A 12,251-nucleotide genomic window follows, 5' to 3' on the forward strand; every position below is an offset into this window, starting at 1 on the left:
ATGCGCCGCGTTACGCTGAACGGAGTTTCGACCTTGCGAATTCGCAGACCCGCCCTGACCTGCGCTGCGGCCCTTGGCCTGCTGCTGTGCCAACCCCTGCTTCCTGTCGCGGGCGGAACGGTTCTGGCCGATGAACCCTCATTCAGCGCCGAATTGGGCCAGTCGCAGCCCTTCGATTTTGCCTCGCTGACCCAGCGCGCCAAGGATATGGCTGCCAGCCCCTATCAGCCGCCAGTGGTCGCCCAGCCCGACGTGCTGGAAAAGATCGACTATGACGCCCATTGGAAGATCCGCTTCCGGCCCGAGACCACCGTGAAGGTCGGCGATGTGCCGCTGCAGTTCTTCCATCTGGGGACCTATTTCCGCAATCCGGTCAAGATCGGCATCGTCGAGAACGGCAAATCGCGCGAGATTACCTATGATCCCCGCTTCTTCGACATTCCCGCCGACAGCCCGGCCAAGGCGCTGACCCAAGGCACCGGCTTTGCCGGTTTCCGTCTGATGAACCGTGACATGCAGACCGACTGGATCAGCTTCCTTGGCGCGTCCTATTTCCGCACCTCGGGACCAAGCGGTCAGTACGGGATGTCGGCGCGCGGCCTCGCGATCAATTCCGGCATGTCCGAGCCCGAGGAATTCCCGATCTTCAAGGAATTCTACCTTGAAAAGCCGAAATCCGGTGATGCGGATGTGACCATCTACGCATTGCTGGACAGCCCCTCGGTGGCGGGCGCCTATCGCATGGACATCACCAATGGCGCGCCGGGCGAAGGCCAGAAGATGGAGATCTCGTCCCGGCTATTCTTCCGCAATGCCGTCGAGCGGCTGGGGATCGGCCCGCTGACCTCGATGTTCTGGTATTCGGAAACCAACCGTGTTCTGGCCTTTGACTGGCGCCCCGAGGTGCATGACGCCGACGGGCTGATGATGGTCATGGGCAATGGCGAAGTGGTCTGGCGGCCGCTGATGAACCCGCCGCGCGTCGTCACCTCCAGTTTCATGACCGAGAACCCCAAGGGCTTTGGCCTGCTGCAGCGCGACCGCCGCTTCGAGAATTACGAGGACGACGGCGTCTTCTACGACAAGCGCGCCTCGGTCTGGATCGAGCCCAAGGGCGATTGGGGCAAGGGTCAGGTCCAGCTGGTCGAGATCCCCACCGATGATGAGATCTACGATAACGTCGTCACCTTCTGGAACCCCGCCGAAAAGCCGCAGGCCGGACAGGAGATGGATTTCGACTACAACCTGACCTGGAAAGAGGACGCGCCCGTCAGCCAGCCGTTGGCCCGGACCGTCTCGACCCGGATCGGCGCGGGGGGCATCCCCGGCCATCCCCGTCCCAAGGGCCATCTGAAAGTCGCGATCGATTTCGAGGGCGGCAATATCGGTGAACTGGGCCAGCAGGATGGGGTCTCGCCGATGGTTTCGGTCCCCGAGGGTGTGACCATCGTGCAGTCCTATGCCCTGCCAGTGGTCGGCACCAAGCGCTGGCGGCTGATCTTCGACATCGCCGCCGAGGGGATCGACACTGCCGATATCCGCGCCTATCTGGCGCGCGACGGCCAGCCCCTGACCGAGACGTGGCTGGGTCAGGTCCATCCGGCCCAGTTCGACCGCATTCGCCCGGATGCAGGCGTGGTCGAAGCCACCGCGCCCACCGCGAACTGAGGCACGCGGACCGGAACCGCAGCGGCTTGTTCCGGGTTTCGTCAGGCCATGAAAGGTCGCGCGATGCCCGGAATGTCCACTACCAAAGATCCGGGTCTTGAGCCCGATCGCAACTGCTGGCGTGTCGAACGCGCCAGCCGGTTTTCCTTCATCATCGATGGCCAGGACTATTTCCGCGCCTTGCGGGAATCGCTGCTGCTGGCCCGGCGCTGCGCCATCATGGTCGGCTGGGATTTCGATTTCGAGATCGAGATGCTGCCCGGCGAAAGCGATGCGGATGGCCTTGGTCCCGATGGATTTCCCAACCGTGTCGGTCCCTTTCTTGAGGCGCTTGTCGACCGGCGTCCGGATCTGGACATCTACCTGCTGAAATGGAGCGGCGGGGCACTGATCGCTCCGGGAGGGATGATCCCAGCCGCGCAGATCAAGCTGTTGGCGCCTAAGCAGGTGCATCTGGCCTTTGACGGTCGCCACCCGATCGGCGCCTGCCATCATCAGAAGATCGTGGTCATCGACGATTCACTGGCGTTTTGCGGTGGCATCGACATGACCGATGGCCGTTGGGACCGACCGGAACATCGCAGCGACGATCCCCGGCGGATGCTGCGGACGGGCGAGCCCGGCCAACCATGGCACGACGCTTCGGCGGTGTTCAGCGGCCCGGCAGCAGCGGCGCTGAGCGAGCTTGCCCGCGCCCGCTGGGCACGGGCCAATGACGCCGATCTGCCCGAAGATTTCCGCCCAGGCGATGCATTTTGGCCTGAAAGCATCGCCCCCACGCTGCAGGATGTCGATCTGGCCCTTGCCCGCACCGAACCACCCGGTCACGACCGCCCCGCCATTGCCGAGATCGAACAGCTTTATCTGGACAGCATTGCCCGCGCACGGCGCTGCATCTATCTGGAATCGCAATATTTCTGCGCCGACAGCATCACCCGTGCTCTGCTGCGGCGTCTGGCCGAACCTGACGGACCCGAGGTCATCGTCATCAATCCCTTGGCGGCCCAAAACATGCTTGAGGATCAGGCGATGCATGTGACCCGCTCACGCATGGTGCGGCTGCTGCGGCAGAACGATCCTCATGGCCGCTTCCGCATGTTCCACCCGGTGAACAACGCGGGAGAGCCGATCTATGTCCATGCCAAGATCAGTATAATCGACGATCAGCTGCTGCGCGTGGGTTCAAGCAATATCGACCGCCGCTCGATGGGTTTCGATACCGAATGCGATGTGGCGCTGATCGGAAATGATCCCAAGACCCGCGACCATATCACCACCGTCCGCGAACGCCTGCTGGCCGAACATCTGGACCGCAGCCCGGATCAGGTCGGCCAAGCCATTGGCGAAGGTGGTGGCATCATCGCGGCCATCGAGCGGCTGAACCGGCCCGAGGGGCGAGGCCTGCGCCCGATGCCGTTGCGGCGGGAAAGCCTGATCGGGGGTTGGCTGGCCGATACGCGGTTCTTTGACCCGCGCTACAGGCGCAGCGCGCAGGCCCGGCTGGGGTTGACCTCGCGCCACGTGATGATTGGGGGCGTGGCGCTGGTCGCAGGGCTGGCACTGTGGCGCGCGGGACGGCGACGCCGATAGGAAAAAGGGCCGCAGCTTCCTGCGGCCCGATCGATTCAGTGCAAGGCCAGTTTCTTGCGATACAGGATCGGGATCAGCACCATCGGCACCAACGCCATCACAGTCATCACTTCGGAAATCCAGATCGCGGCGGCGAAGTCACCCTCTTGCCCGACATAGGCGGCGGCCAGCGCCGGGCCAAAGGCCGTGCCGACCAGATTGGTGAACTGGCCAAAGGCCACGACCGTACCGGAATGGTCCAGATCCGACTGGATGCTGAGGAAATAGGGGAAAACAATCGCCCAGGAGACGCAGAATATCAGCGTGCCCGCGATGTATCCAGCCTCGGTCGGGAAGGCCATGTAGACATACATCGACAGAAGCTGGCCCAGAATGCCGCCGATCAGCGGGATGAAATGGCCCAGCCGATTGCCCAGCCACGCCACGCCAAGCGCAGCAAGCCCCGCGACGATATTGGCATAGGCAATGATGTCGCCGATGGCCAGCACATCAAGGCCGGACAGGCGACCGATGCCCTCGGAATAGGCCCAGATCGCGCCGTTCGAGGCGCCGTAGATCATGATGCCGATGATCGACAGGATGGCGGGACCGCGCAGCAGCAAGGCCCATTCCATCTGGTCCTTGTTGGCACCCACGTCATCCGCATCGCGCAGATCCGAGCGCAGCCGGAACGCGCCCATGACCGGGGCCAGCACCAGTGCGGCGGCGATCAGCACCAGCTGACCCGACTGCATCAGGTTGAAGCCCATGTCCGAGCTGTCCAGAATCCGCGGGAAGAAATAGGCGCCAAGACCCGGATAAACGAACTGGAAACAGGTGAAGATGGCAAAGGCACGTTCGGCATTCTTGGTGCGCGACAGCGCAGCGGCAACGGCCGCCTGCGTCAGACCGCCACCGAAACCGGCCAGAAGCGTCAGGACAAAGAAGGTCTTGGCGTCATGCATCACCAGCGTCAGCGCGGTGAAGACCAGCATGATGATCATGCCCACGACCGAAACCCGCGTCATCGACCAATGCTTGGTGCGCAGCGAGACAAGGACCGTCGCCAGCGCCAGACCGATCAGCGCCGCCGAGGAGATCCGGCCCGCCATATCGGGGCCAAAGCCCAGATGCTCGTCATAGGCATAGACCAGCACCGGCAGCAGCATCAGCGGCGACAAGGCGATCGAGCCGACGAAGCCGGCCATCGTCTGGGCAAGCCACCCGTCGGGGTTCAACCCGCCAAGGCCATTCTTCTTCGCGGATTGATTGGCATGGGCCGCGTGCCCGAAAACTGAATCCAGCCGTCCGATCATGATTGCCCCTGTCGGACCTGTCGGTTGCAATGGATCAGCGCGGTCGTAAGGTTCCGCGTGCCAGGGTTTGAGATCCCCGTGCTTAGCCGATACATGATTTCCCCCATTTGTTGGACTTAAAGCTGAGGGACTGTATTCGACGGTATACGACCGTCACATATTCTGGCGACAACGCTCAGATTGATTGCTGCAAATGTTGGCCATGCTCCTCGACCAACAGATCGCGGACATAGGACACGCTTTTCGCCAGCCTGCCACCACGCGTCGCAAGCTCGATCGCGGCAAGGTAATCGTCATTCTCGACCGGCAGGCGGCGTAGGCGAGCGGCATAGGGCATGCTTTCCGACAGATGCACCGGCAAAAGCCCGACATAGGCCCCCGACAGGATCATCATCAGCTGCGCCTCGATGTCATAGACGATGCGGTCGGCGTCGATGCGTTGGAAGCTCAGCTGCCTGCGCCCGCCCCAATAGCCCCGATGCACCCAAGGCTGGGCATAGCACAAGTCGCGGTCGATCGTCACATCCGGCACGCTGAACAGCGGATTGCCCTGGGCGCAATACAGTAGGTGCTGCTCTTGATAGAGCGAGGCATAGCTGAGGACGCCCAACCGGGAATCGAAACCGCCGATGCCGATATCCAGTTCGTTCTTGGCCAAAGCCGCGCTGATGTCACCGGGACGCATGATGCCCAGCTCGACCTCGATCATCGGTGCATCGCGGGCAATGCGCGCCAGAACCTCAGACAAATGGCAGTTCGGGTCCGAGGCCACGCAATCGACGATGCCGATGCGCACGATCCCGGTCAGCGCCCCGCGCAACTGGCTTAAACGGCGGGACTGCATTTCCAGCCCGGCCAGCACCTCCAGCCCGATTTCATGGACCACACGCCCCTTGTCGGTCAGGGCAAATCCGCGCCTGCCACGCTCGCACAGCTTGACGCCCAACCGCTGCTCCAGCGCGGTCAGGTGGTTCGAGATCGTCGGCTGGCTCAATGAAAGCTCAACCTGTGCCGCAGACAGGCCGTTGTTGCGCACGACGCTGTCAAAGACGCGAAACAGATGCAGGTCCGAGCCCGAGATTTTCATGGTGCATTCACCCAGTCAAATGTTTCGATTGGCACTCGGGGATTTGTCTGCGTTTGTCTAGCCATTATCCGCCTCGCAACTTTCAAGACGTAGAGGAAGACATGTCGCACATTATCCGCATCAACCGCGAAGGCGTTTCGAACGAAGCTCTGGAATCCTGCTCGGTCGTCCCGGCAGAAGCCGTGCTGTCCGGCGAAGCCATCGAAAAGGGCGCGCTGCACCTGACCGAAGGCAAAGTGACCATCGGCACCTGGGAATGCACCCCCTATGCTGAAATCCTCGCCTATCCGAACATGACCGAATACACGACCGTCCTGTCGGGCCGCGTTGCGATCACCGATGCCGACGGCACCGTTCAGGAATTCGGCCCCGGCGACAACTACGTGCTGAAAAGCGGCTTCGAAGGCCGTTTCGAAGTGCTGGAAACCCTGCGCAAGATCTATGTCCTGATCGAGGACTGATCCAAAGCCCCATCCCAGAACAGCACCGAGACCCGCAGATGCAGAACCGCGCTGACAAGGCCCTGGCCGATACGACCTTCTTCCCGTTCTGGCTGGACCGCCCGGATGCGCCTGCACCTGCGGCACCACTGATCGGCGCGACCAAAGCCGATCTGCTGATCGTGGGCGGTGGCTTCACCGGCCTTTGGGCTGCCATTCAGGCCAAGGAAACCGACCCGTCCTGCGACGTGGTCCTGATCGAGTCCGACCGTATTGCGCACGGCGCATCGGGTCGGCCGGGTGGGATCGTCTCGACCTCGGTGATGCATGGTCTGGGCAATGCGCAGCGCATCTTCCCCAAGGATCTGGATGCGCTGGAAGCGCTTGGCCATGACAACATGGCCGGCTTCACCCGCACCATCGATCAGCACGGCATCGATGCCAATCTGGAATGGACCGGCGAAATGACCGTGGCGGTGTCGAAAGACGCCGTGCCGATCGTGCAGGAAGAATACGACCTGCACCGTGAACATGGTCATGACGTCGAACTGCTGGACGCGGCGGGAACCCGCGCCCAGCTGAACTCTCCGCTGTTCGAGGGCGCGATCTGGTCGCGCAAGAACAGCGGCATCGTGCATCCGGCGCGCCTGGCATGGGGGCTGCGTCGCGCGGCCATCGCGCTAGGCGTGCGCCTGCACGAGTTGTCGCCGATGCTGGGCATCGACGATCAGGGCAGCACGCTGGTCGTGCGCACCCGCGACGGTGAGGTCCGCGCCCCGCGCGTGATGCTGTGCACCAACGCATTCGCCGAAGGTCACAAGCGCATCAAGACCCGCGTCGCCATGGTTCGCGACCGCATCCTGACGACCGAGCCGCTGAATGCCGAACAAAAGGCTGCCATTGGCTGGATCAATCGTCAGGGCGTCTATGACACCCGCACCCAGCTGAACTACATGCGCCTGACGCCCGATGACCGCATCCTGTTCGGCGGCCGTCTTGGCTATTTCGCGAACAGCCCGCGTGATCCGCGGCTGGACCGCACCCCCGCGCCTTACGGTCGTCTGGCCGAGGCCTTCTTCACCACCTTCCCGCAGCTTGAAGGCATCCGCTTCTCGCATGCGTGGAGCGGCCCGATCGCGCTGACCACCCGGATGGCAGTGCATTTCCAAAGCTATTACGGCGGCAAGGCGATCTACGCTGGCGGCTATTCCGGCTTTGGCGTTTCGGCCAGCCGCTTCGGCGCGCGGGTCGGTCTGGCGAAACTGGCGGGTCTCGATCTGCCGGAAACCCGGATGGAATTCGCCGCGACCGAGCCGAACTGGATCCCGCCCGAGCCCTTCCGCGCCATCGGCGCCAAGATCACCATGGTCGCGCTGGATGGGGCCGATGCCAAGGGCGGCTGGCGCAAGCCGTGGCTGGCCATGTGCGGCAAGCTGGGCTTCCCCCTGTCCTGACCATGAAATGGCCGCCGCGAGGCGGCCTTTTTCATTTAAGAAGGTCTTTCTCAGAAGGTGGGCGGCGTGCAGGCGCTGACGATAACGCAGGGGTCCGCCCCGACCTGCCGGAATCGGTGCGGCTTGCGGCTGTCGAAGTAATAGCCGTCGCCGGGACCAAGAATACGGCGCTCCTCGCCTACGGTGATCTCGATCCGGCCCGAGATGACGATGCCGCCCTCTTCTCCCTCATGCCGATACATTACCCGACCGGTATCCGCGCCCGGCTCGTAGCGTTCATGCAGGATGGTCATGGCGCGGCCGAACTGGCTGTTGCCGATGCGCTTCAGGGACAGCTTGCCCTTGCCGATTTCGGGCAGATCGGATGCCTGATAGAAGATCGCCTGCTCGGGTTCGGGCTGAAAGGCAAAGAACTCGGACAGGCTGACCGGGATGCCGTCAAGGATGCGGCGTAGCGCGCCGACCGAGGGGTTCATCTTGTCCGCCTCGACCAATGAGATGGTCGCGTTGGTGACATTGGCGCGCTTGGCCAGCGCGCGCTGCGACAGGCCCGCGCGTTCGCGCAGGATTCGCAAACGCTCGCCCAGACGCAGGTCGCCCAGTTCGGTGTTTAGGTCGTTCATGATCGTTAACATTCTGACATTGACGCTATGGATTTCAACGCTTTGCGTTCAGAAAGAATTAGACTGTAAAAACCATTTTGAACAGGGCATCTGCGATGACAACCGGGCGAGATTCAGTGCCCCGGACCTTTCAGGAGGCATCACATGCTTAACGCCGAAATCGCCGCCCGCCGCCAGACCACCATCGCCCGTGGCGTGGGCATGCAGACCCAAATCTATGCGGCCAAGGCCCGCAACGCCGAGGTCTGGGATGTCGAAGGCACCCGCTATATCGACTTCGCCGCTGGCATCGCGGTCGTGAACACCGGCCATTGCCACCCGAAGGTCATGGAAGCGGTCAAGACCCAGCTGGAATCCTTCACCCATACCTGCCATCAGGTCCTGCCTTACGAAAATTACATCGCCCTTGGCGAGCGCCTGAACGCGCTGGTTCCGGGTGACTTCGACAAGCGCACGACTTTCGTCACCACCGGTGCCGAAGCCGTTGAAAACGCGATCAAGATCGCCCGCGCCCATACCGGCCGCAATGCGGTCATCGCCTTTGGCGGCGGCTTCCACGGCCGTACCTTCATGGGCATGTCGCTGACCGGCAAGGTCCAGCCCTATAAAGCCGGCTTCGGCGCGATGATGCCCGACGTCTTCCACGTGCCCTTCCCGATCGCGCTGTATGGCCAGACCACCGAGGACGCGATGGCTGGCATCGAGAAACTGTTCAAGGCCGACCTCGATCCCGCGCGCGTCGCCGCGATCATCTTTGAACCGGTCCAAGGCGAAGGCGGCTTCAACCCGGCACCGACCGAGTTTGTCCGCGCCGTCCGCGAGCTGTGCGACAAGCACGGCATCGTGATGATCGCCGACGAAATCCAGACCGGTTTCGCCCGCACCGGCACCCTGTTCGCGATGGAGCAGCACGGCATCTATGCCGATCTGGTCACCATGGCCAAAGGTCTGGCAGGCGGTCTGCCGCTGGCAGCCGTCACCGGCCGCGCCGAGATCATGGATGCGGCAAATCCCGGCGGTCTGGGCGGCACCTATGGCGGCAACCCGCTGGGCATCGCAGCAGCGCATGCCGTTCTGGACGTGATCGAGGAAGAAAACCTTTGCGACCGCGCCAATGAACTGGGCTCGCGCCTGCGTCAGCGTCTGGAATCGATCCGCGCCACCACGCCGGAACTGGCCGAAGTGCGCGGCCCGGGCTTCATGGTCGCAGCCGAGTTCACCACTGCCGACGGCAAGGCCCCGAATGCCGATCTGGTCAACCGCATCCGCACCGAGGCACTGTCGCGCAAGCTGATCCTGCTGACCTGCGGCGTGAACGGCAACGTCATCCGCTTCCTTGCGCCGCTGACCATCGACGAGGCCCACTTCGCCGAGGCGCTGGACATCCTCGAAGAATCCATCGCAGCGGCAAAGGCGGCATGATGCTGGACAACAAGCACATGCTGAACCTCAAGGACCCCAGCCTTCTGACGGGCAGCGCCTATATCAACGGCGCGCGCTTCAAGGGCGACAAGGTCTTTGCCGTGACGAACCCGGCAACGGGCGAGGAACTGGCGCAGGTCGCGGATATGGGGGTGGCCGAGCTCTCAGTTGCCATCGACGCGGCCCATGCCGCGCAGAAACCCTGGGCCGCGCGCACCGGCAAGGATCGTGCAGGGGTCCTGCGCCGCTGGCATGACCTGATCCTTGCCAATGTCGAGGATCTGGCCGTGATCCTGACCGCCGAGATGGGCAAGCCGCTGGCCGAGGCCAAAGGCGAGATCGCCTATGGCGCCGCCTATGTCGAATGGTTCGCCGAAGAGGCCAAGCGCGTCTATGGCGACACCATTCCGGGTCACATGCCCGACAAGCGCATCATCGTGCTGAAACAGCCGGTGGGCGTGGTCGGCGCGATCACGCCGTGGAACTTCCCCAATGCCATGCTGGCGCGCAAGATCGCGCCGGCACTGGCGGCGGGCTGCACCATGGTCGCGCGCCCCTCGGAACTGACGCCGCTTTCGGCGCTGGCTCTGGGCGTTCTGGCCGAGCGTGCGGGCATCCCGGCGGGCGTCTTGAACATCGTTCCGGGCCTTGATGCGGCGGGCATGGGCGCGGAGCTTTGCGCGAACCCCAAGGTCGCCAAGATCTCGTTCACCGGCTCGACCCGCGTGGGCAAGATCCTGATGCGTCAGGGTGCCGACACAATCAAGAAACTGTCGCTGGAACTGGGCGGCAACGCCCCCTTCATCGTGTTCGACGACGCCGATATCGACGCGGCGGTCGAGGGCGCGATGATCGCCAAGTTCCGCAATAACGGCCAGACCTGCGTCTGCGCGAACCGCATCTATGTCCAGTCGGGCGTTTATGATGCATTCGCGGAAAAACTGGCGGCTCGTGTGGCGGCAATGGCAGTTGGCAATGGCTTGACCGATCCGGTTCAGGTCGGCCCGCTGATCAACACGGCGGCGCTTGCCAAGGTCGAGGATCACATCGCCGACGCCGTGGCCAATGGCGCAACGGTGGCGACGGGTGGCGTGCGTCACGAATTGGGCGGAACCTTCTTCCACCCGACCGTGCTGACCGGCATGAAGCCCGAGATGAAGATCTCGCGCGAAGAGACCTTCGGTCCCGTCGCCCCGATCTATCGTTTCGAGACCGAGGAAGAGGCGATCGCGCTGGCCAATGCCAGCGAGTTCGGCCTTGCGGGCTATTTCTACGCCCGTGATCTGTCGCGCGTCTGGCGCGTGGCCGAGGCCTTGGAAACCGGCATGGTCGGCGTCAATACCGGCCTGATCTCGACCGAGGTCGCGCCTTTCGGCGGCGTCAAGCAATCCGGCCTTGGCCGCGAAGGCAGCCATTACGGTCTCGATGACTATCTTGAGATCAAGTACATGTGCCTCTCGGTCTGAACCGAAAAAACGGCCGGGCAGCGATGCCCGGCCGATCTGCATTCCGCGACTGCGCATTCCAATTGCAACAAAAATGGTCGGGTTATAAGAGAGTCCCAGTGAGTCCTTTCCGCGGACAATGCTCCGCGGAGACGTTCGAGACAGGAGCCCTCGACCATGCGCCACACCTTGCTTTGCCTGACCCCCGTCCTTTTGCTGGCAGCCCAGCCTAGCTTTGCCGCAACCGAAAGCGAGGGGTTGGCACAGGTCAAGGCCTTCACGCTGGAACATAACGCGGCGCTGGTCGCCAATGCGCAGAAGATGCAGGGCTCGGCCGAGGCCTATGCCGCGCTGATCGCCGCGCATGGCGGAGACTACAAGGCCGCATGGGAAGCCGAAGGCCCGAAACTGGCCGAGGCCGTGACGGCGATGCGCGACCAGTGGCTGGCGGCCTCGAATGAATACGAGACCATCGAAGGCATTGTCGCGGGTATCCCCTCGACCGCGAAATACGACCTGATCCTTGATGCCGGCAATCCGGGGACCGAGGAAGAGGACGTGGCCGAATACGACCTGACCCTGCCCGACGGCACCGTGCTGAAACGGCCGGGCAGCCTGTTCCATTCGATCACCGAGCCGCTGCTGTGGGGGACCGACAAGGAACATGTCAAGCTGGACGCCGACCTGAATGGCGACGGCCAGATCGGGCCGGGAGAGCTGCTGTTCGACGCCAATCTGGCGCTTGGTGCGGCCCAGGGCATGGTTGAATGGTCCAAGGCGCTGGAAACCGACATGGCGGCGTGGGAACCCAACCGCGACGACGCCTTTACCGCCGTTGTCACCATGACGCCGACCGTCGGTGACTACTTCGGCGAATGGAAGGAATCGCAATTCCTTGGCGGCGAGGGCGCGGCCTTTATCGCGCGCAGCCGTCTGATCGACGTTCTGGGGATCATGGGCGGTTGCCAGCGGATGTACAATCAGGCGATCTCGCCGGTGGTTTCGACAGACGATGCAGCGCTGGACGGCTCGATCACCAAAGGCTTCGATGAGCTGATCGCGCTGGTCACCGAGACCCGCGAACGCGAAGCAAAGGGCGACAAGTTCACGTCGGAAGAGGCCGACGCGCTTGGCAGCGAAGCACAGGACATCGCCGAACGGATCGTGGCGCAAGTCCTGCAGGCCGCAGCCAAGCATGGGGTCGAAATCAAGGGCTGAAATCTGCGA

At 63.0% G+C, this 12,251-nt stretch carries 10 protein-coding genes; 7 read left to right on the forward strand and 3 right to left on the reverse strand.

Annotated features, from left to right (window positions below; all coding sequences use genetic code 11):
- Positions 1–33: 33 nt before the first annotated feature.
- Together IB235_RS10800 and IB235_RS10805 are read left to right on the forward strand one after the other, a co-directional pair.
- Positions 34–1,668 (forward strand): glucan biosynthesis protein, encoded by a 1,635-nt coding sequence (locus IB235_RS10800; protein ID WP_225612207.1) that lies wholly within the window; start codon positions 34–36, stop codon positions 1,666–1,668.
- A 72-nt stretch (positions 1,669–1,740) separates the two neighbouring features.
- The gene (locus IB235_RS10805; protein WP_225612209.1) at positions 1,741–3,258 is read left to right on the forward strand and encodes a phospholipase D-like domain-containing protein; all 1,518 of its coding nucleotides are present in this window, start codon (positions 1,741–1,743) and stop codon (positions 3,256–3,258) included.
- A gap of 35 nt (positions 3,259–3,293) precedes the next feature.
- Here IB235_RS10805 and IB235_RS10810 read toward each other — a convergent pair whose 3' ends face one another.
- Positions 3,294–4,553, reverse strand: coding sequence for an MFS transporter (locus tag IB235_RS10810; RefSeq protein ID WP_155040418.1), 1,260 nt, complete (start codon positions 4,551–4,553; stop codon positions 3,294–3,296).
- Positions 4,554–4,728: 175 nt separating this feature from the next.
- Complete coding sequence (locus IB235_RS10815; RefSeq protein WP_192336729.1) at positions 4,729–5,640, reverse strand: LysR family transcriptional regulator; 912 nt, start codon at positions 5,638–5,640, stop codon at positions 4,729–4,731.
- A 101-nt stretch (positions 5,641–5,741) separates the two neighbouring features.
- On the opposite strand from IB235_RS10815, the gene IB235_RS10820 reads away from it, so the two are divergent.
- Both IB235_RS10820 and IB235_RS10825 read left to right on the forward strand, forming a co-directional pair.
- Entirely contained in the window at positions 5,742–6,101 is a 360-nt protein-coding gene (locus tag IB235_RS10820) for a cupin domain-containing protein (protein WP_170297680.1), read from the forward strand.
- A 38-nt stretch (positions 6,102–6,139) separates the two neighbouring features.
- Positions 6,140–7,534: an FAD-binding oxidoreductase gene (locus IB235_RS10825; protein ID WP_192336730.1), complete on the forward strand. Its 1,395-nt coding sequence runs from the start codon at positions 6,140–6,142 to the stop codon at positions 7,532–7,534.
- A gap of 50 nt (positions 7,535–7,584) precedes the next feature.
- Here the strand turns inward: IB235_RS10825 and IB235_RS10830 are convergent, their stop codons facing one another.
- Positions 7,585–8,157 carry a cupin domain-containing protein gene (locus tag IB235_RS10830; protein ID WP_192336731.1) on the reverse strand — a complete coding sequence of 191 codons (573 nt, stop codon included), beginning with the start codon at positions 8,155–8,157 and terminating at the stop codon, positions 7,585–7,587.
- A 144-nt stretch (positions 8,158–8,301) separates the two neighbouring features.
- Between IB235_RS10830 and IB235_RS10835 the strand changes: the two genes are divergently transcribed.
- From IB235_RS10835 to IB235_RS10845, 3 genes are all read left to right on the forward strand, one after another.
- The gene (locus IB235_RS10835) at positions 8,302–9,579 is read left to right on the forward strand and encodes a 4-aminobutyrate--2-oxoglutarate transaminase (protein ID WP_192336732.1); all 1,278 of its coding nucleotides are present in this window, start codon (positions 8,302–8,304) and stop codon (positions 9,577–9,579) included.
- Positions 9,579–11,045, forward strand: a complete 1,467-nt coding sequence (locus IB235_RS10840; protein ID WP_225612211.1) for an NAD-dependent succinate-semialdehyde dehydrogenase — start codon at positions 9,579–9,581, stop codon at positions 11,043–11,045. Before IB235_RS10835 ends, IB235_RS10840 begins: the two co-directional genes overlap by 1 nt.
- Before the next feature lie 156 nt (positions 11,046–11,201).
- Positions 11,202–12,242, forward strand: coding sequence for an imelysin family protein (locus tag IB235_RS10845; protein ID WP_192336733.1), 1,041 nt, complete (start codon positions 11,202–11,204; stop codon positions 12,240–12,242).
- Positions 12,243–12,251: the final 9 nt, after the last annotated feature.

It is taken from the genome of Paracoccus sp. PAR01, assembly GCF_014851995.1.
Lineage (GTDB): Bacteria > Pseudomonadota > Alphaproteobacteria > Rhodobacterales > Rhodobacteraceae > Paracoccus > Paracoccus litorisediminis.

Bases quoted from the DNA above. Each gene is read 5' to 3' on its own strand.
- IB235_RS10830 (WP_192336731.1), bottom strand. From the start codon at position 8,157: ATGAACGACCTAAACACCGAACTGGGCGACCTGCGTCTGGGCGAGCGT.
- IB235_RS10810 (WP_155040418.1), bottom strand. From the start codon at position 4,553: ATGATCGGACGGCTGGATTCAGTTTTCGGGCACGCGGCCCATGCCAAT.
- IB235_RS10835 (WP_192336732.1), top strand. From the start codon at position 8,302: ATGCTTAACGCCGAAATCGCCGCCCGCCGCCAGACCACCATCGCCCGT.
- IB235_RS10845 (WP_192336733.1), top strand. From the start codon at position 11,202: ATGCGCCACACCTTGCTTTGCCTGACCCCCGTCCTTTTGCTGGCAGCC.
- IB235_RS10820 (WP_170297680.1), top strand. From the start codon at position 5,742: ATGTCGCACATTATCCGCATCAACCGCGAAGGCGTTTCGAACGAAGCT.
- IB235_RS10805 (WP_225612209.1), top strand. From the start codon at position 1,741: ATGTCCACTACCAAAGATCCGGGTCTTGAGCCCGATCGCAACTGCTGG.
- IB235_RS10825 (WP_192336730.1), top strand. From the start codon at position 6,140: ATGCAGAACCGCGCTGACAAGGCCCTGGCCGATACGACCTTCTTCCCG.
- IB235_RS10840 (WP_225612211.1), top strand. From the start codon at position 9,579: ATGCTGGACAACAAGCACATGCTGAACCTCAAGGACCCCAGCCTTCTG.
- IB235_RS10815 (WP_192336729.1), bottom strand. From the start codon at position 5,640: ATGAAAATCTCGGGCTCGGACCTGCATCTGTTTCGCGTCTTTGACAGC.